The organism is Streptomyces sp. NPDC050085 (assembly GCF_044460595.1).
Classification (GTDB): Bacteria; Actinomycetota; Actinomycetes; order Streptomycetales; family Streptomycetaceae; genus Streptomyces.
In genome coordinates this window covers 580,571-600,069 of the sequence record NZ_JBITJZ010000001.1, presented here as the reverse complement: position 1 = coordinate 600,069, position 19,499 = coordinate 580,571, and the positions used below count along the sequence as shown (strand labels likewise).

Here is a 19,499-nt window from a genome sequence, read left to right as displayed (position 1 = left end):
GGAGGCAGACGTGACCGTCGTACGACGTGAGGTACTGACCCTGCCGGGCGTGGAGCTCGGCCCCGTGAACCCGCTGCCGCCGCTGCGCCCCCTCGACGAGGTGCACGAGCTCGACGAGCGCTCCAAGGAGGACCTGCCGCTCGACATGGCCCGCCAGCTCGGCTGGCAGCCGCTGCGCAGCCTGCTGCCCGAGCGCCTGCGCGACGGCTACGGCCGGCGGCGCGGACCCGTCGACCTGGACACGATCGTGCTGGAGAACGACCGGCTGCGGGCGACCGTCCTGCCCGGCCTCGGCGGCCGCGTGGCGTCCCTCTTCCACAAGCCGACCGGCCGCGAACTCCTGTACCGCAACCCGGTGTTCCAGCCCGCCGCCTTCGCGCTCAACGGCGCCTGGTTCTCCGGCGGCATCGAGTGGAACATCGGCGCGACCGGCCACTCCACCCTGTCCTGCGCACCCCTGCACGCCGCGCGCGTCACCGCGCCCGACGGCGGCGAGATGGTGCGCCTGTGGGAGTGGGAGCGGCTGCGCGACCTCCCCTTCCAGGTCGACCTGTGGCTGCCGGAGGGCTCCGACTTCCTCCACGTCGGCGTCCGCATCCGCAACCCGCACGAGAAGGCCGCCCCGGTGTACTGGTGGTCCAACATCGCCGTGCCCGAGGAGCGCCGCGTCGTCGCGCCCGCGCGGGAGGCCTGGCACTTCGGGTACGAGCGCGCGCTGCGCCGCGTCCCGGTGCCGGAGCTCGACGGGATCGACCGCACGTACCCGCTGAACAGCGAGTTCCCGGCCGACTACTTCTACGAGGTCGAGGACGGCCGGCGGCGCTGGATCGCCGCGCTCGACGGCGAGGGCCACGGGCTCGTGCAGACGTCGACCGATGCGCTGCGCGGCCGGAAGCTGTTCCTGTGGGGCGCAGGGGGCGGCGGCAGGCGCTGGCAGGAGTGGCTGACCGAGCCCGGCACCGGGGGATACGCGGAGATCCAGGCGGGCCTCGCGCGCACGCAGCTGGAACACGTACGCCTGGAGTCGGAGGGCGAGATCAGCTGGCTGGAGGCGTACGGGCCGCTGTCGGCGGACGCGGAAACGGTTCGCTCCGTGGGGAGTTGGGGCCGCGTCGTCGACGAGGTCGAGGGGCGTCTCGAGCGTGCGCTGCCGCGGGCCGACGTGGACGCGGCGTACGAGGAGTGGCGGGCGCACGCCGACGCCGAACCAGGACAGCGGCTCGCCGTCGGCTCCGGATGGGGCGCCCTGGAGGTGCTGCGCACGGGCTGGAAGCCCGCGGGCACCCCGTTCGACGAGTCGACGCTCGGCGCGGAGCAGGCGCCGTGGCGCGCGCTCATGGAGACGGGCGCCTTCCCCGAGCCGCGGCGCGTCGGCGCGCCCGGACCCACCCTGGTCGCCCCCGCCTGGCGGGACATGCTGGAGACGGCACCGGCCAGGCCGCTGTCCGAGTACCACCTGGGCGTCGCGCAGTGGCACGCCGGGGACCGGGCGCAGGCCGTGCGCAGCTGGGAGCGCGGGCTCGAACTGGCCGCGTCCGACTGGCCGTTCCTGCGCTGCCTCGCGGTGGCCGACGCGACGGACGGGCACCGCGAGCGGGCCGCGGACCGGTACGCCGAGGCGTTCGCCGACCTGTGCGCCGAGCGGCGGGACGAGGGGGAGGCCTGGGTCGCCGCCACGGCCGCGCTCGGCCGGGAGACGATCGAGTCGCTGCTCCTGGTGGGGCGGCTCGCCGAGGCCCGGGCGGTGTGGACGCGGCTGCACGCGGGGACGCGGGCCCGGGGCCGGTTCCGGCTCCTTGAGGCACAACTCCTGGTTGCAGAAGGGGAGTTGGCGGCGGCCCGGGAGGTCTTCGAGGCCGGGTTCGAGGTGGCGGACCTGCGGGAAGGCGCGGAGATCCTCGGGGAGGTCTGGGCGCAGGTCGCACCGGACGAGCCCTTGCCCGCCCGGTACGACTTCAGGATGCGCCCGAGTTAGACCCGGGTCGGGTCGGCCGGGTCGGCCGGATGGGCCGAGTTACACCAACTCGCCGTTCCTGGCCACGACGTGACCGCCGTGCACGACCATGTCGCGCTGCGGCATGTCGACCACGACCTGAGGCACGCACTCGCCGCGCAGCAGGACGAAGTCCGCGGGCGACCCGGGCGTGAGGTCGGCGTGGGGCAGGCCCATCACGTCGGCGCCGCCGTGCGCACCCACGGTGAAGCACGACGTCAGTTCGTCGTCGAGGCGGACGTCCGTGACCCAGCCGAGGATGTGCGCGCGGTGGAACATGTCCGCGTTGCCGAACGGGCTCCACGAGTCGCGCACCCCGTCCGAGCCGAGCCCGACCCGCACCCCGTGCTTCTTCAGCTCGGTGATCGGCAGGACCAGGGACTCGTTCGGCGCGACCGTGGTCAGGGCGATGTCCAGGTCCGCCAAGTCGCCCGCCATGGTGGCCAGTTCGCCCTCGGAGAGGAACGGCAGGCAGAAGACGTGGCTGACGGTCACCTTGCCGCGCAGCGACAGGGCGCGGGTGCGCTCGATGATGCCGCGCAGCACCTTCGTGCCCTTCTCGTCGCGGTCGTGCAGGTGGATGTCCACGCCGACGCCGTACCGGTCGGCGAGGTCGAAGACCAGGTCCAGCTGCTCGTCGAGGGCGTGGTCGAAGCTGATCGGGTCGATGCCGCCGATCATGTCGACGAGGCCGCTGCGCGCCGCGTCCTCGAGCAGCTTCGCCGTCCCGGGCGTACGGACGACACCGTGCTGCGGGAATCCGACGATCTGCACGTCGAGCGCGTCCGCGAGCCGCTCGCGCGCCTCGGCGATGCCCTCGACGCCGGCCAGGCCGTAGGCGGGCGCCACGTCGGCGTGCGCCCGCATCGCGCGGGTGCCGCGCGTCACGGCGTGCGCCATCAGACCGTACGCGCGCTCGCCGACGGGCCGCTTCTGCGAGCGGAACAGCTCCACGTCCTGCGCGCAGTACTCCGCGATGCCGCTCGCCGGCTTGCGGGTGACCCAGTCGCCGCCCCAGCTCGTCTTGTCGGGGTGGATGTGCGCGTCGACGAGCGCGGGCAGCGCGAGCCGTCCGCCGCCGTCGACGACCTTGGCCCCCTTGGGGGCGGGCCCGTCGCTGATCAGGCCGTCGACGACGACCAGGTCCACGGCCTCCCGGGCACCGAAGGGGCGTACGTCGCGGAAGACCACGGCCTTCTTCGGGCGGTGGGCCGCGCCGCCGCCGGACTCGGCCGTCGACGCGGAGGCCGCCGTCGGGGCCATGGCCGCACCGAGCGAGGCGGCACCGGCGAGAACGCCGCGCCGGGACAGGGGAGGAGGAGTCATGGCGGAATCTCCTTGAGGGGGAAGGGCTGAGCTGGCCCGCCTTTTTGTATACCAAGGGGGAGGGCGCGGCAAGGACACCCCGAGGCGTCGGCGAGGAGTCGGGCACGCTTGCGCGGCTTATGCCCGGATATTCTAGCGGGTTCGATCCAGGGTCCCGTCGGGCCGTTCCCTTTTGGTATACAAATCGGCGTCGCCGAAGAGCGACTTCAGCGCCACCGTGCGGCTGTCCCTGACGTGCAGCAGCGTGCTCGCCGCCGCGGCCTCCTCGTCGCCCGCCGCGATGTGCCGGAACATGTCGGCGTGCTGGGCCCGCATGTGCGCGGGCTCCTCCCGCAGGCCGAAGAGCAGCTGCAGCTGCCAGCTCAGCTGTTCCATGGTGCGGGCGAGCAGCGGATTGCCGCCGAGCGCGACGACCTCCTCGTGGAACGCGGTGTGCGCCGCCACCTCGCGCGGTCCCTCGTCCTCGGCGGCGGCCCGCTCGGCCCGGTCGAGCAGGTCCCGCAGCGCGGCCAGGCCCGGCGGGTCCTGCGGGGCGGCCGCCGTCACCGCGCGGGCCGCGAGCCGCGACGCCTGGACGGCCAGCGGCTCCCACACCTCGTACAGATGCCGTACGTCGTCCCGCTCCAGGTGCCGCACGCGTACGCCGCTGTGCGGCAGCAGCTCCAGCAGGCCCTCCGTCACCAGTGCGCGCAGCGCCTCGCGGACCGGCACCCGGGACATCCGCAGCTCCTCGGCGACCTCGCGCTCCACGAGGCGGGCGCCCATCGGGTAGCGGCGGTCGACGATCCGCCGGCGCACCTCTTCGCGCGCCTGCGCGCTCAGCGGCGTACGCCCCTGTCCCGGTCCGTCCTGCCTGGCCGCCACGTGCGCACCGTCCTTCACCTCGTACTGCGGGCGAGGATACGGGCACGGGCGGGGTTCACGGACGGCTCTCAGGACTGACCGGGCCCCTGCCGGGCCCCTGCCGGTCCACGTACTCGAAGACCGAGCCGTCGGGGTGCACGGCGATCAGGTTGCGGCCCGCCGGGGTCGGCACCGGGCCCGCGATGACCCGGGCGCCCGATGCCGTCAGGACCGCGCCCGCCTCGACGACGTCCCGCACGGCGACCGTGGCCGACACCTTGCGCAGCACCTCGATCTCCTGCTCGGGACCGCTCATCAGCAGGAAGCAGCCGACCGCGGCCACCGAGACCCCGCCGCGCTCGAAGCGCAGCGCCCGGCTGCCCGTGATCCGTTCGTAGAACGCGACCGAGGACTCCAGGTCCTCGACGCAGATGCGCAGCGTGGTGCCCAGGATCTCCATACGGGGAAGCCTAGTTGGCGCCTGTCCGCGACGTGATCACTTCCCGGAAGGCGTCGTTACGGGGCGGGCGGCGCGGGTACCCGGCCGCCATGGAACGCTTGGACCAACGACTGACAGACGAGTTGACCCGGGCCGTCCGCGCCACGGTGCGGGACGAGCTGCGCGACGCCGTGCGCGAGGGCGCCCGGGGGCAGCGCCGCAAGGCCGCCCTGTACGCGGGGGCCGGTGCGGCGGCGCTGTACGCCGGAGCCGCGCTGGCCCTGGCCCTCGGGCTCGTGCTCGCCCTGGGTCTGCCGGACTGGGGCGCGGCCCTGGTCGTCGCGGCGGTGCTCGGCGTCGCCGCCCACCTGCTGCGCGCCGCCGCCCGGCCCGCGAAGCCCGCGGCCCCCGCCGCGCCGCCGATGCCGACGGGACCGCCGCCCGGAGCGTGAACTCCCCGCCCCCGTCAGGGAATCCACCCCGCCGCGGCGATCACCGCACGGGCCACCTCGGTCACCGTGCGGCCGTCCGTGGGCACCCGGTGGGTGTCCGGCGGCACCCCGGCATCGAGGCGCAGGGCCGTCAACGCGCTGCGCCGCAGCTGCCGTTCGAGCTCCGAACCCCGCTCGCCAGGACGGAGGCCGTGTTGGTGCAGACGAGGCGATGGTGGCCCAGGGCACGGTAGTTGGACCACCGGGCGGCGAGATTGCGCCCGGTGATCCCCGAGCGGTCCGGGTCGCCCGGCGGCGCCGGATGCACCGCGTCCAGGGCGTCCCCCTCGATGTACGCATGCGGGACGTCCGCGGCGCGCAGCAGCGCCGCCACCTCCCACCCCACGGACGTCTTCCCCGCCCCCGAGCGTCCCCCGACGAGCAGCAGCTCGGTGCGGTTCCCCGTGATCTCCATGGCGGGAGCGTAGACCCCGGGTGTTTGCCTCCCGGCGATCGCGGGGACGCGGGAAGCTCCCCTCCCGCGAACCGCCATGCGAACCGCCATGCGAACCGCCATGCGAACCGTCACGCGCCCCCCGAAGGAAAACCGTGAGCCGATCGCGCGTTCTGATCGTCGGAGCAGGATTCGCCGGGTACCGGGCCGCCCGCACGCTCGCCCGAGTCGCCAGGCGCAACGCCGACGTCACACTGCTCAACCCGACCGACTACTTCCTGTACCTGCCGCTGCTGCCGCAGGTCGCCGCCGGTGTCCTCGAACCGCGCCGCGCCACCGTCTCGCTGACCGGCACCCTCCCGCACACCCGGCTCGTGCTCGGCGAGGCCGACGGCGTCGACCTCGATGCCCGTACGGTGCGCTACGCGGGCCCCGAGGGCGAGCGCGGCACCCTCGGCTACGACCGGCTCGTGCTCGCCGTCGGCAGCGTCAACAAGCTGCTGCCCGTGCCGGGCATCGCCGAGCACGCCCACGGCTTCCGGGGCCTGCCCGAAGCGCTGTACCTGCGCGACCACGTGACCCGGCAGATCGAACTCGCCGCCGTCGCGGACGACCCCGACACGTGCCGGGCCCGCGCCACCTTCGTCGTGGTCGGCGCCGGCTACACGGGCACCGAAGTCGCCGCGCAGGGACAGCTGTTGACCGCAGCGCTCGTCCGCAGGCGGCCGCTGCCGCACGGCGTGCGGCCCCGCTGGCTGCTGCTCGACACCGCACCCCGCGTCCTGCCCGAACTCGACGAACGGCTGTCCCGCACCGCCGGCAAGGTGCTGCACGGCCGCGGCGTCGAGGTGCGCACCGGCGCCTCCGTGAAGGAGGCCACGGGCGACGGCGTGCTCCTGGACGACGGCGAGTCCGTCGACACCCGCACCCTGGTGTGGTGCGTCGGCGTCCGCCCCGACCCGCTGGTCGCGGCACTCGGCATCCCGCTGGAGCGCGGGCGGCTCCTCGTCGACCCGTACCTCACCGTGCCGGGACACCCCGAGGTGTTCGCGTGCGGCGACGCGGCCGCCGTGCCCGACCTCGCGAACCCGGGCGAGTACACCCCGATGACCGCCCAACACGCCTGGCGCCAGGGCCGGGTGGCGGGACTCAACGTGGTCGCCTCCCTCGGCCACGGCGCCCCGCGCTCCTACCGGCACAAGGACCTCGGCTTCACCGTCGACCTCGGCGGCGCCCAGGCGGCCGCGAACCCGCTCGGCATCCCGCTGGCCGGACCCCTCGCGGGCGCCGTCACCCGCGGCCACCACCTCGTGGCGCTGCCCGGCAACCGGATCAGGGTCGCGGCCGACTGGCTCCTGGAGGCCCTGCTCCCGCGCCAGGGCGTGCAGTTGGGCCTCGTCAGGTCCGGCGCCGTACCCCTCGACACGGCCTCGCCCGAGCTCGCCAGGGTCCCCGACGACACCCCCCACCCATCCGACGGAGGTACCCAGTGACCACGTACACCGACAGCCAACTACACGCGCTCGCCCAGCAGTTGAGGGTCGACTCCGTCCGCGCGGCGGCCGCGGCCGGGTCCGGACACCCCACCTCGTCGATGTCCGCGGCCGAGCTGATGGCCGTCCTCCTCGCCCGCCACTTCCGCTACGACTTCGACCGCCCCGACCACCCCGGCAACGACCGCTTCATCCTCTCCAAGGGCCACGCCTCGCCGCTCCTGTACGCCGCCTACAAGGCGGCCGGCGCCATCGACGACGCCGAACTCCTGAGCTTCCGGCGGCTCGGCAGCCGACTCGAAGGGCATCCCACGCCGCAGCGCCTGCCCTGGGTCGAGACGGCCACCGGCTCGCTCGGCCAGGGCCTGCCGGTCGGCGTCGGCATGGCACTCGCCGGAAAGCGCCTCGAACGGATCGGATACCGCGTCCATGTCCTGTGCGGGGACAGCGAGTTGGCCGAGGGCTCGGTCTGGGAGGCCGCCGAGCACGCCGGGTTCGAGCACCTCGACAACCTCACCGTGACCGTCGACGTCAACCGGCTCGGCCAGCGCGGCCCCACCCGGCACGGCCACGACCTCGACGCGTACGCGCGCCGCTTCCGCGCCTTCGGCTGGCACACCGTCGAGATCGACGGGCACGACGTCACCGCCGTCGACCGCGCCTACGCCGAGGCGCGGGACACCGCGGGGCAGCCCACCGCGATCCTCGCCCGCACGCTCAAGGGCAAGGGCGTCGCCGCCGCCGAGGACCGCGAGGGCCTGCACGGCAAACCGCTGGCCGACCCCGACGAGGCCGTCGCCGAACTCGGCGGCGACCGCGGTATCCGCGTCGAGGTCCAACAGCCCCCCGCCGCACGGACGTTGCACGCCGTGCGCAGCGGCCACCTCGACCTGCCGCGCTACGAGATCGGCGACGAGGTCCCGACCCGCGACGCCTACGGGCAGGCCCTCGCCGCGCTCGGCAATGCGCGCGGCGACGTCGTCGTGCTCGACGGCGAGGTGGGCGACTCCACCCGGGCCGAGTACTTCGCGAAGGAGCACCCCGAGCGCTACTTCGAGTGCTACATCGCCGAACAGCAACTCGTCGCCACGAGCATCGGCTTCGCGCTGCGCGGGCGGCTCCCGTACGCGTGCACGTTCGCGGCGTTCCTCACCCGGGCCCACGACTTCATCCGCATGGCGGCGGTCACCGGCGCCGGCCTCAACCTGGCGGGATCGCACGCCGGGGTCGCCATCGGGCAGGACGGGCCCTCGCAGATGGGCCTGGAGGACCTCGCGATGTTCCGGGCCGTGCACGGCTCGACGGTCCTGTACCCCTGCGACGCCAACCAGACCGCCCAACTCCTCGCACTCTCGGCCGACTTGGGCGGCATCCGCTACCTGCGCACGTCCCGCGGCGCGACCCCCGTCATCTATCCGCCGCACGAGGAGTTCGCCGTGGGCGGCAGCAAGGTGCTGCGGGCGGGGGACGACGACCGCCTCACTCTCGTCGCGGCGGGCGTCACCGTGCACGAGGCGCTCCGCGCGGCCGACGAACTCGGGCGGGCCGGAATCCCGGTGCGGGTCATCGACCTGTACTCCGTGAAGCCCGTCGACCGCCGCACCCTGCGGGACGCCGCCCGGGCCACCGGGTGCCTGGTCACGGTGGAGGACCACCGGGCCGAGGGCGGACTCGGGGACGCGGTGGCCGAGGCGTTCGACGACGGCGCACCCGTGCCGCGGCTCGTGCGGCTCGCCGTACGCGTGATGCCCGGTTCGGCCTCGCCGGGGGAGCAGTTGCGGGCGGCCGGGATCGACGCGGAGTCGATCGTGGCGGGGGTCGCGCTGCTCCTGGAGCAGAACATCCCCGGCGGCTCCTGATGACGGACGCGCGCACCGTCCGTGCCGGTCGACGCAGCGTCGAGGTGCACAAACCCGGAAAGGAACTGCTCCCCGGCATCACCAAGTCGGACCTCGCGGACTACTACCGGCAGATCGCTCCGTTCATGCTGCCGCACCTGCGCGGGCGGCCCCTGATGCTGGAGCGCAGGCCCGACGGGCCCGACGGCCCGCGCTTCATGCAGAAGGACACCCCCGGCCACTACCCCGACTGGATCCGCCGCGTCGAGGTCACCAAAGAGGGCGGCACGGTGACCCACACGGTGTGCGAGGACACCGCGACCCTGATGTACCTCGTCGACCAGGCCGCCGTCACCCTGCACCGGTGGCAGTCGCGCGTCGGCCGCCTCGACCGACCCGACCGCCTGGTCTTCGACCTCGACCCGGCCGAGGACGACTTCGCCGCGGTGCGCGACGCGGCCCGGCAGCTGCACGGACTCCTCGCCGAACTCGGGCTGCCCGCGGCCCCGATGACCACCGGATCCCGCGGGGTCCACGTCGTCGTACCGATCAACGGACACCACGACTTCGACGAGACGCGGGAGTTCGCCAGGGCCGTCGCGGACACGCTCGTGGCCGAGCATCCCGACGCGCTCACCACCGCCGCCCGCAAGAAGGACCGCGGCGACCGCCTCTACCTCGACGTCCTGCGCAACGGCTACGCCCAGACCGCCGTCGTGCCCTACACCGTGCGGGCCCGGGCCGACGCCCCCGTGGCCGCGCCGCTGACCTGGGAGCAGCTGGCGGACCCCGCCGTCCACGCCCGCCGCTGGACCGTCGCCGACGCCGCCGAACAGGCCCGCACCAACCCCTGGTCCGGGCTGCTCGGCACGGGCCGCTCGCTCGGCCCGGCGCGCCGCAAACTCCGTACACACCGGGTGAGTTGAAGGTTTGGCCACGGCTCATGAGGTGACTCGGCCCGCATGAACAAGACGCAGGGCGACGCGAGCCGGGAGCCCGGACCCATGGAGGTGCTGCGCGAGGCGCGCGCCCAGCTGGCGGAGCTCACCGGCATGGCGGCCGAGTCCGTGTCGTCCTTCGAACGCACCGAGGACGGCTGGGAGTTGGAGATCGAGGTCCTCGAAGTGGCCCGGGTCCCCGACACCATGAGCCTGCTGGCGAGCTACCAGGTGAGCCTGGACCCGCAGGGGGTCCTCACGGGCTACCGGCGTGTCCGCCGTTACGAGCGGGGACGCGCGGAGTCGAGCAGGCCCGGCGGCCGTTAGACCGCCGCCCGCCCGAGGTGAAGCACACAGAGACGGAACATACGAAAAAGACAGACAAGGAGGACAGGTCTCCATGACCGTTGTCCCGGCACAACAGTCAGGCGGTGGTGGTGGCACCAGCGGCCTGTACGACGTTCTCGAACTCGTTCTGGACCGCGGGCTCGTCATCGACGCGTTCGTCCGTGTCTCACTGGTCGGCATCGAGATCCTGAAGATCGACGTCAGGGTCGTCGTCGCCAGTGTCGACACGTATCTGCGGTTCGCCGAGGCCTGCAACCGGCTCGACCTGGAGGCCGGCCCGCACCGCAGCCCCGGACTGCCCGACCTGGTCGGTGAGATGACCGAGTCCGGTGCGCGCGGCAAGTCGAAGGGCGCGCTGTCCGGTGCCGCGCAGACCATCTCCGAGGCGTTCAACCAGGCCCGCGAGGAGGGCCAGGCCGAGCCGAAGCGCACCCGGCGCGCCGCCCCGAGCCGCCGGAAGGAGGAGCAGGAGTGAGCAGCACCTACATCTACGGCATCGCCGGCTCCGAGCACCCCTCGCTGCCCGACGGCATGGGCGGCATCGGGGAACCGCCCCGCACGGTGCGCATCGTCAAGGAGGGCCCGCTCGCGGCCGTCGTCAGCGATGCGCCCGACGACCTGCGGCCCAAGCGCCGTGACCTGCTCGCGCACCAGAGCGTGCTGGCCGAGGCGGGCGGCGGCGGCCCGGTCCTGCCCATGCGGTTCGGCAGCCTCGCCCCCGACGACAAGGCGGTCGCGGACGTGCTCGCGGAGCGCGTCGAGCACTACCGGGAACGGCTGCACGCCCTCGACGGCAAGGTCGAGTACAACGTCAAGGCGCAGCACGACGAAGAGGCCGTACTGCACCGCGTGATGGCGGAGAACTCCGAGGTCCGCACCATGACCGACGCCAACCGGCAGGCGGGCGGCGGCAGTTACGAGGAGCGGCTGCGGCTCGGCGAGATGGTCGTCGCCGCGGTGCAGAACCGCGAGGTCGAGGACGCGATCGAGCTGCGGCGGCTCCTCGAACCCGCGGCCGAGGCGGTCTCGGTCGGGCCCGAGAGCACCGGCTGGCTGGCCAACCTCTCGTTCCTCGTGCCCCAGAAGGAGTCCGAGCACTTCCTCGCCGCGATCGAGGAGATCCGCCGCAGCCACTCCCACATCGGCCTGACGGTCAACGGCCCGCTTCCGCCGTACAGCTTCGTGGAGCCGGGCCCCGCCGAGGCCGCGGAGTGAGCGCGTGGGACTGATCTCGGAAGTGCTGCTGCTGCCGCTCGCGCCGGTGCGCGGGTCCCTGTGGGCCATGGAGAAAGTGCTCGCCGAGGCCGAGCGGCAGTACTACGACCCCGGCGCCGTGCGCGCCGAACTGGCCCGTCTCGAGGAGCAGTTGACATCCGGAGAGATCGACCAGGAGACATTCGACCGAGTCGAGGACGAGCTCCTCGACCGGCTGGAGGGAAAGTGAATCGAGCAGCTCTCGGCCTCGCGGTAGGGGCCGGATACGTCCTGGGACGTACGAAGAAGATGAAGCTGGCGTTCGCCGTCGGCACGATGGTCGCGGGCAAGCGCATGAAGCTGAGCCCCCGTGCGCTCGCCGAGATGGTGAGCACGCAGTTGGAGAACAACCCGCAGTTCAAGGAGATCGGCGACCAGCTCCGGCAGGATCTGCGCGGAGTGGGCAAGGCGGCCACGGGTGCGCTCGTGGAGCGCCAGATCGAGGGCCTCGCGGGCCGGCTCCACTCCCGTACGCAGGGCGTGCGCGACCAGATCTCCGGTGTCGCCCCCGACGTGCCCGACGTGGACGACGTACGGGGTGCGGGGGAGAAGGTGACCGGCGTGGTGTCGAGGCGCGGCCGAGGCCGCGACGAGGAGCCGTACGACGAGGACGGCGGTGACGCCGGAGCGGAAGCCGACACCGACGACAGGTACGAGGACGAGGACGACAGCGAGCGACACGCGGACGAGGCCGAGGACGAGCTCGAGGTCGAGGACGAGAAGCCGCGGCGCCGTGCGTCAGAGTCTTCCGGCCGACGCACCCGGTCGGCCGAGAAGAACCCCTCCGGCCGCGGTTCCGGCGAGGAACGCAAGGCACCGGCGAAGCGGCCCGCCGCGAAGACGGCCGCCGCGCGGCGGTCCGGCGGCGGCAGGACGTCCGCGACCAAGAAGACGGCCGCCAAGGTGCCCGCCGCGAAGAAGACCGCGGGCACCGCGACCCGCACCGCGAAGGGAGGCGGCGGCCGTGGCTGACTCCCCGAAGAACCCGGTCAGTGGCCTCGCGAAGAGCGCGGCGGTGGACCACCTCAAGAGCGAGGCACAGGACTTCCTGGCGGCGCAGGCCCAGAAGCTGCTGGTGGGCGCCGGCCGCAAGCTCGGTGCCACCACGGTGAAGCTCAACGACATCGCGGAGGGCAACAGCCCCGGCTTCGCCAGGCTCGCACTCGACGGCGGCCGCAAGATCGCCGAGGGCAAGGGCCCCATGCGCAGCGCCGTGGAACTGGGCGCGGGACACCTGAAGGAGAAAGTCGTCGGCGGGGTCAAGGGCCTGTTCGGCAAGGGCGGCAAGAAGAAGGGCGGCGCGGGCAAGAAGCCGACCGTCATCATGGAGTTCATCGACGTCGGCGTCGACCTGCGCACCGCGTACGACCAGTGGACGCAGTACCAGGAGTTCTCCACGTTCGCGCGGGGCGTCAAGAACGCCAACCGCGCCGACGACGTCACCTCCGACTGGCAGATGAAGATCTTCTGGTCGAGCCGCAGCTGGAAGGCGCACACCACCGAGCAGGTGCCCGACGACCGCATCCAGTGGACGTCGGAGGGCGCGAAGGGCACGACCAAGGGCGTCATCACGTTCCACCGGCTCGCCGATCGGCTCACCCGGGTCCTGCTGGTCGTCGAGTACTACCCCAAGGGCCTGTTCGAGAAGACCGGCAACATCTGGCGCGCCCAGGGCCGCAGGGCCCGGCTCGACCTGAAGCACTTCTCCCGCTTCGTGACGCTGCGCGGCGAGGCGAGCGACGGCTGGCGCGGGGAGATCCGCGACGGCGAGGTCGTCACGACCCATGACGACGCGGTCGAGGAGGAGGAACGCGAGCAGCAGGAACAGCAGGAACAGCAGGAACAGCAGGAACAGGAAGATCAGGAAGATCAGGAGGGCCGGGAGCAGGAGACCGGCAAGCCGTCGGACGAGTACGAGTCCGAGCACGATTTCGAGTCCGAGGACGAGGACGAGGACGGTGAAGAGGCGGACGACGTCGCCGACGACACCGAGGACGACACCGAGGACGAGGACGAACCGGAGCGCTACGACGACGAGTTCGAGGGCGAGGAGGAGTACGAGGAGGCCTACGAGGACGAGCCGGAGCCGGAACCGGAGCGCGAGTCCGACGGGCGTGAGGGTGAGCGGGCCCGTCGGCGGCAGCGCGCCGGCAGCGGGGCCGCCCGATGACCATGGCCAGCCGTTATCCGGAAGCGCTCCGGGGTGGTGAAGGAGGCGGGGCCAATCTCGCCGACATCCTGGAGCGTGTCCTCGACAAGGGCATCGTCATCGCGGGCGACATCCGCATCAACCTCCTCGACATCGAACTGCTCACCATCAAACTCCGGCTGATCGTCGCCTCGATCGACAAGGCGAAGGAGATGGGCATCGACTGGTGGGAGGACGACCCGGCCCTGTCGTCCGGCGCCCGCCGCAAGGAACTCGCCCGGGAGAACGCGGAGTTGAAGCAGCGCCTCGCCGAGCTGGAGGAGGCGGGAGAACCTCGGAGGGAGAGGGACACCGCATGACGAGGACCGCCGCCCTGCGTTACGTGTACGCGGTCTGCCGGCCGCTCGGCGCCCCGTTGCAGGCCGAGCTCACGGGAGTCGCGGGCACCCCGCCCGAACAGCTCGCGCACCACGGCCTCGTCGCCGTCGTCGGTTCCGTGCCGGAGGCGGACTTCGCCGAAGGGCCGCTCCGCAGCCACCTGGAGGACCTCGACTGGCTGGCGGCGACGGCCCGCGCCCACGAGAGCGTGATCGCCGCCCTCACCACGCTCACCAGCCCGCTGCCGCTGCGTCTGGCCACCGTCTTCCGTGACGACAGCGGCGTACGGGCCATGCTGGAACAGGAGGGCGAGCGCTTCCGGGCCGGCCTCGACCGGCTCGCCGGGCGGGTCGAGTGGGGGGTGAAGGTCTACACGCAGGAACCCGCGGAATCCGAGGGGCCTGGGAAGGCCGAGAAGGCTGGGGAGCCCGAGAAGGCTGGGGAGGCCGAGAAGGCCGACGCGGTTGCCGCCGCGCCCCGCGCCGCGTCGGGCCGTGACTACCTGCGCCGCCGCCGCGCCGAGCGCGCCGCCGCCGAGGAGACCTGGCAGCGCGCCGAACGCTTCGCGCAGGTGCTGCACACGGAACTGAGCGACCATGCGGCGGCCGCCCGCGTCCACCCGCCGCAGAATGGCGAACTGGCCCGCGCGACGGGCCGCAACATCCTGAACTCGGCTTATCTGGTCGACCGTTCGGCCTCGGAGGAGTTCGTCGAGCGGGTGGCGGACGCCGAGCACAGGGAGCCGGGCCTGCGCGTCGAGCTGACCGGGCCCTGGGCCGGCTACTCGTTCACCGCGAACGAGGACGCGAACGAGGAAGCGGACGCGAACGAGGAAGCGGACGCGGGGGAGGAGGTGCGATGACCGTCATCGAGCGCCGCGAGATCGCCCTGGTCGACCTGCTCGACCGGCTGCTCGCGGGCGGCGTCGTCCTCGCGGGCGACGTGACCCTGCGCATCGCGGACGTCGACCTCGTCCGCATCGACCTGAACGCCCTCATCAGCTCGGTGAACGAACAAGTCCCCTCACCCTGGCCGGAGTCGACATGAGCGAATCGCGGCGGCGCATCGAGCTGGAACCCGACACGGTCGAGCGTGACCTGATGAAGCTCGTCCTCACGGTCGTGGAGCTGCTGCGGCAGCTCATGGAGCGGCAGGCCGTACGCCGTTTCGACACCGGTGATCTGACGGAGGATCAAGAGGAGCGCATCGGTCTGACACTGATGCTCCTGGAGGACCGCATGGAGCAGCTGCGCGAGCGCTACGGCCTGGGGCCCGAGGACCTGAACATCGACCTCGGGCCGCTCGGCCCGCTGCTCCCGCGCAGCTGAACTCCCCTTGTGCGAAGGGCGATCGGTTACTCGGGCTTACGGCACAGGATCTCCCCGTGCAGCACGGTGAACCAGGCGTCCTCGTGCGTGCCCCACTCCCGCCAGGCCTCGGACACCGCCGTCAGCTGCTCCGGCGTCGCATGGCCGCCCTCGGTCGCCCGGTCCGCGTACGCCGAGGCGACGGTGCGGTCCGCCCACAGTCCGCTCCACCAGTCGATCTCGTCCGGCGTCGCGTAACACCACGTGGCGGCGGTGGACGTGATGTCCGCCGTGGCGAAACCCGCCTGCAGCGCCCAGGACTTCAGATGCCGCCCGGCGTCCGGCTCGCCCCCGTTGGCCCGCGCCACGCGCCGGTACAGGTCCAGCCAGTCCGTCATGCCCGGCGACTGCGGGTACCAGGTCATCGCCGCGTAGTCGGAGTCGCGGACCGCGATGATGCCGCCGGGCTTCGTGACGCGGCGCATCTCGCGCAGCGCCTGCACCGGGTCGCCGACGTGCTGCAGCACCTGATGGGCGTGGACCACGCAGAACGTGTCGTCCGGCCAGTCCAGGGCGTGCACGTCGGCGGTGGTGAACTCGACGTTGTCCAGGCCCCGTTCGGCCGCCGTGGCGCGCGCCTGGTCCAGGATGCCCGCGGCGTGGTCGGCGCCGACGACGTGCCCGTCGGGGACCAGTGCGGCCAGGTCCGCGGTGATCGTGCCCGGGCCGCAGCCGATGTCGAGGATCTTCATGTGCGGCTTCAGTGAACCGAGCAGGTAGGCAGCCGAGTTGGCGGCGGTGCGCCAGGTGTGCGAACGCAGCACGGACTCGTGGTGGCCGTGGGTGTACACGGCGGTCTCCTGCGACATGGCCCGATCCCCTTCACGGTGCGACGGCTCGCCCGGAGCGAGCGCTCCGGGCGATGTGATCACCGTACGCGGGTGGGCCGAATATTGAGATACCTGTCTCACAGTATGGTCAGCGGGCGGTATACGCGCAGCGCCTCGTGCTGCTTGTCGACCGTCAACTCCCGTCCGCACTCCGTGACTTCACCGTCGTACGCGAGCGGTGTGCCCGGCGTGACGCCCGAGACGCGCAACCGCGTCAACCGGGTCGCGGCATGGAACGGGGAGCGGGACAGCGGGCCCGAGAGGGCCGCCGCCATCAGCCGTACGCCGGGCAGCCGGCCGCCGTTGACGGTGCGCACGTCGAGCAGGCCGTCGGCGAGGTCCGCGCGCCTGCCCGCCGTGAGGCCCATCCGGCGGTACGTGCAGTTCCCGGCGAACAGCAGCCACAACGGCCGCTTCTCGCCGTGCAGTTCGACCTCCAGCGGATGGTCGCGACGCAGCACGTGCAGCGCCGCCACCACATCCGCGAGCCGCCCTCCGATCCGCGCCGACCAGCGCTCGCGCTCGCGCACCAGCTCCGGATAGACACCCAGGCTGAACGTGTTGAGGAAGATCCCCGACGCGTCGTCCGAGCGGAACCGGCCGACGTCGACCGCCACCGCGTCCCCGCCCTCGACGGCCCGCACCAGGTCGCCGGTGTCCTCGATGCCGAGGTCGTACGCGAAGTGGTTCAGGGTGCCGCCGGGGAACACCGCGAGCGGCAGGCCGTGCCGCAGCGCCACCTGCGCGGCCGTGTTCACCGAGCCGTCACCGCCGGAGATGCCGAGCGCCCTGGCCCGGGGCGCCGCCTTCTCCAGCGCCTCCGGGATCTCCTCGCCCTCGCACTCCACGAACTCGGCCAGCGGCAGCGCGTCCCGCAGGCTGCGCACCTTCTCCGGCGTACCGGCCCCCGTGTTCACCACCATCACCAGGCCCTCGCCGCCCGGCAGCGCCGGCACGTCGTCCACCAGCGGGCGCCCCGGCGACGGCAGCTGGTCGCGCGTCGGCACGAGACCGCGTACCGCGAAGGCCGCGCCCACGCCGAGCGCCGCGCCCGCGAGCACGTCACCGGGGAAGTGCGCGCCCGTGTACACCCGCGAGGCAGCTACCGAGAACGCCACCGGGGCGACGGCCGCACCCCACCCGCGCGACTCCAGGGCGACGCCCGTGGCGAACGCCGCGGCGGAGGCGGCGTGCCCCGAAGGGAACGACGTGGTGAACGGCTGCCGCTTCAGCCGGCGCACTATCGGCACGGCGTCCAGGGCGGGCCGCGGCCTGCGCACCGACCGCTTGCCGAGCGTGTTGATCGTCGCCGAGGCGACGGCCAGCGAGGCCACCCCGCGCACCGCGGCGCGACGGGCCCGCGGCGAGCCGCTCAGGGCAAGCGCCCCGCCCACCGCGAACCACAGCACCCCGTGGTTCGCGGCCCGGCTCAGCTTCGGCAGCACCCGTTCGGCGCCCGGCCAGCGGGCACTGGCGGCGTAGTCGAACACGCGCGAGTCGAGCGCGGCAAGGCGGCCCCGCAGGGACGCGGGGGCCACGGTCGTCGGGGCATCGGTGAGGTCGAAGTCGGCACACATGGAACGACGAGTACCCCACGCGGACACCCGCACCCAGGGCCGGAGGTCCTATTCGTTTGCCCGTCACCCGCACGGGCGTCCACAATGCGGGATCATGGGACATCTGGAAGCCGCACACCTCGAGTACTACTTGCCGGACGGGCGGGCGCTGCTCGGTGATGTCTCCTTCCGTGTCGGCGAGGGCGCCGTCGTCGCCCTGGTCGGGCCGAACGGGGCGGGCAAGACGACCCTGCTGCGGCTCGTCTCGGGCGAGCTCCAGCCGCACGGCGGCTCCGTCACCGTCGGGGGCGGGCTCGGCGTGATGCGCCAGTTCGTGGGCTCCGTGCGCGACGAGACGACCGTGCGCGACCTCCTCGTGTCCGTCGCGACCCCGCGCATCCGCGAGGCCGCGGCCGCCGTGGACAAGGCCGAGCACGCGATCATGACGGTCGACGACGAGGCCGCGCAGATGGCGTACGCGCAGGCGCTCTCCGACTGGGCCGAGGCGCAGGGGTACGAGGCGGAGACGCTGTGGGACATGTGCACCATGGCCGCGCTCGGCGTTCCGTACGACAAGGCCCAGTTCCGTGAAGTACGCACCCTCTCCGGGGGCGAGCAGAAGCGTCTGGTCCTCGAAGCGCTGCTGCGCGGCACCGACGAGGTCCTCCTCCTCGACGAGCCGGACAACTACCTCGACGTGCCCGGCAAGCGCTGGCTGGAGGAGAAGCTGCGCGAGACGCGCAAGACGGTCCTGTTCGTCTCGCACGACCGCGAGCTGCTCGCCCGCTCCGCCGAGAAGATCATCAGCGTCGAGCCGGGCCCCGGCGGCGCCGACGCCTGGGTGCACGGCGGCGGCTTCGCCACGTACCACGAGGCCCGGCGCGAGCGCTTCGCCCGCTTCGAGGAGCTGCGCCGCCGCTGGGACGAGAAGCACGCCCAGCTGAAGAAGCTCGTGGTCACCCTGCGGCAGGCGGCGAGCGTCAGCCACGAGATGGCGTCCCGGTACGCGGCCGCCCAGACGCGGCTGCGCAAGTTCGAGGAGGCCGGGCCGCCGCCCGAGCCGCCGCGCGAGCAGGACATCACGATGCGCCTCAAGGGCGGCCGCACCGGAGTGAGGGCCGTGACCTGCAAGGGACTTGAGCTGACCGGCCTGATGAAACCCTTCGACCTGGAGGTCTTCTACGGCGAGCGCGTCGCGGTCCTCGGGTCGAACGGCTCGGGCAAGTCCCACTTCCTGCGCCTGCTCGCCGGGGACGCGTCCGTGTCCCACACGGGCGAGTGGAAGCTCGGCGCCCGCGTCGTGCCCGGCCACTTCGCCCAGACCCACGCCCACCCCGAGCTGCAGGGCCGCACCCTCCTCGACATCCTGTGGCGCGACCACGCGCAGGACCGCGGAGCCGCCTCGTCCCGGCTGCGCCGCTACGAACTGACGGCGCAGGCCGAGCAGAACTTCGAGCGGCTCTCCGGCGGCCAGCAGGCCCGCTTCCAGATCCTCCTGCTCGAACTCGAGGGCGCCACCGCCCTGTTGCTCGACGAGCCCACCGACAACCTCGACCTGGAATCCGCCGAGGCGCTCCAGGAGGGCCTGGAGGCGTTCGACGGCACGGTCCTCGCGGTCACCCACGACCGCTGGTTCGCGCGCTCCTTCGACCGCTACCTGGTCTTCGGCTCGGACGGGAACGTGCGCGAGACATCGGAACCGGTCTGGGACGAGCGCCGGGTGGAGCGCAGCCGCTAGGGCGTGTCTTCAAACTCCCGTCTGCCTCACGACGCCTGGCACGCACTCTCGCCGCACCGGGCGCAGACCCAAGTACATCCAGTACGAGGGTCGGCACCCGGCACGCCGAGAGCACGCACCAGAC

The 19,499-nt window shown here is 72.9% G+C and carries 21 protein-coding genes and 1 pseudogene; 16 read left to right on the top strand and 6 right to left on the bottom strand.

Annotated features, from left to right (window positions below):
* Positions 1 to 10 precede the first annotated feature (10 nt).
* Positions 11 to 1,975 carry a DUF5107 domain-containing protein gene (locus ACIBUY_RS02490; protein ID WP_399151475.1) on the top strand — a complete coding sequence of 655 codons (1,965 nt, stop codon included), beginning with the start codon at positions 11 to 13 and terminating at the stop codon, positions 1,973 to 1,975.
* 39 nt (positions 1,976 to 2,014) lie between these two features.
* Here ACIBUY_RS02490 and ACIBUY_RS02485 read toward each other — a convergent pair whose 3' ends face one another.
* From ACIBUY_RS02485 to ACIBUY_RS02475, 3 genes are all read right to left on the bottom strand, one after another.
* Positions 2,015 to 3,319 (bottom strand): amidohydrolase, encoded by a 1,305-nt coding sequence (locus tag ACIBUY_RS02485; protein ID WP_365568193.1) that lies wholly within the window; start codon positions 3,317 to 3,319, stop codon positions 2,015 to 2,017.
* A 132-nt stretch (positions 3,320 to 3,451) separates the two neighbouring features.
* Positions 3,452 to 4,183: a GntR family transcriptional regulator gene (locus tag ACIBUY_RS02480; RefSeq protein ID WP_365568190.1), complete on the bottom strand. Its 732-nt coding sequence runs from the start codon at positions 4,181 to 4,183 to the stop codon at positions 3,452 to 3,454.
* Positions 4,184 to 4,238: 55 nt separating this feature from the next.
* Positions 4,239 to 4,622, bottom strand: a complete 384-nt coding sequence (locus tag ACIBUY_RS02475) for a VOC family protein (protein ID WP_365568187.1) — start codon at positions 4,620 to 4,622, stop codon at positions 4,239 to 4,241.
* An 89-nt stretch (positions 4,623 to 4,711) separates the two neighbouring features.
* Here ACIBUY_RS02475 and ACIBUY_RS02470 point away from each other — a divergent pair, with 89 nt between their 5' ends.
* Positions 4,712 to 5,053 carry a phage holin family protein gene (locus ACIBUY_RS02470; protein WP_399151474.1) on the top strand — a complete coding sequence of 114 codons (342 nt, stop codon included), beginning with the start codon at positions 4,712 to 4,714 and terminating at the stop codon, positions 5,051 to 5,053.
* Positions 5,054 to 5,067: 14 nt separating this feature from the next.
* On the opposite strand, the pseudogene ACIBUY_RS02465 reads toward ACIBUY_RS02470, so the two are convergent.
* Positions 5,068 to 5,507, bottom strand: a pseudogene (locus ACIBUY_RS02465) (hypothetical protein).
* Positions 5,508 to 5,641: 134 nt separating this feature from the next.
* On the opposite strand from ACIBUY_RS02465, the gene ACIBUY_RS02460 reads away from it, so the two are divergent.
* The 13 genes from ACIBUY_RS02460 (at position 5,642) to ACIBUY_RS02400 (ending at position 15,212) form a co-directional block, all read left to right on the top strand.
* Positions 5,642 to 6,979: an NAD(P)/FAD-dependent oxidoreductase gene (locus ACIBUY_RS02460; RefSeq protein ID WP_399151473.1), complete on the top strand. Its 1,338-nt coding sequence runs from the start codon at positions 5,642 to 5,644 to the stop codon at positions 6,977 to 6,979.
* Positions 6,976 to 8,838, top strand: coding sequence for a transketolase (locus tag ACIBUY_RS02455; RefSeq protein WP_365568178.1), 1,863 nt, complete (start codon positions 6,976 to 6,978; stop codon positions 8,836 to 8,838). The genes ACIBUY_RS02460 and ACIBUY_RS02455 overlap by 4 nt, the downstream gene beginning before the upstream one ends.
* Entirely contained in the window at positions 8,838 to 9,743 is a 906-nt protein-coding gene (ligD, locus tag ACIBUY_RS02450; protein WP_399151472.1) for a non-homologous end-joining DNA ligase, read from the top strand. The genes ACIBUY_RS02455 and ligD overlap by 1 nt, the downstream gene beginning before the upstream one ends.
* A gap of 36 nt (positions 9,744 to 9,779) precedes the next feature.
* Complete coding sequence (locus ACIBUY_RS02445; protein WP_365568172.1) at positions 9,780 to 10,082, top strand: gas vesicle protein; 303 nt, start codon at positions 9,780 to 9,782, stop codon at positions 10,080 to 10,082.
* A 73-nt stretch (positions 10,083 to 10,155) separates the two neighbouring features.
* The gene (locus ACIBUY_RS02440) at positions 10,156 to 10,578 is read left to right on the top strand and encodes a gas vesicle structural protein GvpA (protein WP_365568169.1); all 423 of its coding nucleotides are present in this window, start codon (positions 10,156 to 10,158) and stop codon (positions 10,576 to 10,578) included.
* Positions 10,575 to 11,318 carry a GvpL/GvpF family gas vesicle protein gene (locus ACIBUY_RS02435; protein WP_365568166.1) on the top strand — a complete coding sequence of 248 codons (744 nt, stop codon included), beginning with the start codon at positions 10,575 to 10,577 and terminating at the stop codon, positions 11,316 to 11,318. The genes ACIBUY_RS02440 and ACIBUY_RS02435 overlap by 4 nt, the downstream gene beginning before the upstream one ends.
* Positions 11,319 to 11,322: 4 nt before the next feature.
* The gene (locus ACIBUY_RS02430) at positions 11,323 to 11,547 is read left to right on the top strand and encodes a gas vesicle protein GvpG (protein WP_365568163.1); all 225 of its coding nucleotides are present in this window, start codon (positions 11,323 to 11,325) and stop codon (positions 11,545 to 11,547) included.
* Positions 11,544 to 12,329: a DNA primase gene (locus ACIBUY_RS02425; RefSeq protein WP_399151471.1), complete on the top strand. Its 786-nt coding sequence runs from the start codon at positions 11,544 to 11,546 to the stop codon at positions 12,327 to 12,329. Before ACIBUY_RS02430 ends, ACIBUY_RS02425 begins: the two co-directional genes overlap by 4 nt.
* Complete coding sequence (locus ACIBUY_RS02420) at positions 12,322 to 13,527, top strand: SRPBCC family protein (protein WP_399151470.1); 1,206 nt, start codon at positions 12,322 to 12,324, stop codon at positions 13,525 to 13,527. The genes ACIBUY_RS02425 and ACIBUY_RS02420 overlap by 8 nt, the downstream gene beginning before the upstream one ends.
* Positions 13,524 to 13,865 (top strand): gas vesicle protein, encoded by a 342-nt coding sequence (locus ACIBUY_RS02415; RefSeq protein WP_365568154.1) that lies wholly within the window; start codon positions 13,524 to 13,526, stop codon positions 13,863 to 13,865. Before ACIBUY_RS02420 ends, ACIBUY_RS02415 begins: the two co-directional genes overlap by 4 nt.
* A complete protein-coding gene (locus ACIBUY_RS02410; RefSeq protein ID WP_399151469.1) occupies positions 13,862 to 14,746 on the top strand; it encodes a GvpL/GvpF family gas vesicle protein in 885 nt (294 codons plus the stop codon). Before ACIBUY_RS02415 ends, ACIBUY_RS02410 begins: the two co-directional genes overlap by 4 nt.
* The gene (locus tag ACIBUY_RS02405) at positions 14,743 to 14,931 is read left to right on the top strand and encodes a gas vesicle protein (protein WP_399151468.1); all 189 of its coding nucleotides are present in this window, start codon (positions 14,743 to 14,745) and stop codon (positions 14,929 to 14,931) included. The genes ACIBUY_RS02410 and ACIBUY_RS02405 overlap by 4 nt, the downstream gene beginning before the upstream one ends.
* Positions 14,928 to 15,212, top strand: coding sequence for a gas vesicle protein K (locus ACIBUY_RS02400; protein ID WP_399151467.1), 285 nt, complete (start codon positions 14,928 to 14,930; stop codon positions 15,210 to 15,212). The genes ACIBUY_RS02405 and ACIBUY_RS02400 overlap by 4 nt, the downstream gene beginning before the upstream one ends.
* A 26-nt stretch (positions 15,213 to 15,238) precedes the next feature.
* Here the strand turns inward: ACIBUY_RS02400 and ACIBUY_RS02395 are convergent, their stop codons facing one another.
* Positions 15,239 to 16,060, bottom strand: coding sequence for a class I SAM-dependent methyltransferase (locus ACIBUY_RS02395; RefSeq protein WP_399151466.1), 822 nt, complete (start codon positions 16,058 to 16,060; stop codon positions 15,239 to 15,241).
* Positions 16,061 to 16,158: 98 nt separating this feature from the next.
* Positions 16,159 to 17,658 (bottom strand): bifunctional phosphatase PAP2/diacylglycerol kinase family protein, encoded by a 1,500-nt coding sequence (locus ACIBUY_RS02390; protein ID WP_399151465.1) that lies wholly within the window; start codon positions 17,656 to 17,658, stop codon positions 16,159 to 16,161.
* Positions 17,659 to 17,752: 94 nt separating this feature from the next.
* Between ACIBUY_RS02390 and ACIBUY_RS02385 the strand changes: the two genes are divergently transcribed.
* The gene (locus ACIBUY_RS02385; RefSeq protein WP_365568140.1) at positions 17,753 to 19,375 is read left to right on the top strand and encodes an ATP-binding cassette domain-containing protein; all 1,623 of its coding nucleotides are present in this window, start codon (positions 17,753 to 17,755) and stop codon (positions 19,373 to 19,375) included.
* Positions 19,376 to 19,499: the final 124 nt, after the last annotated feature.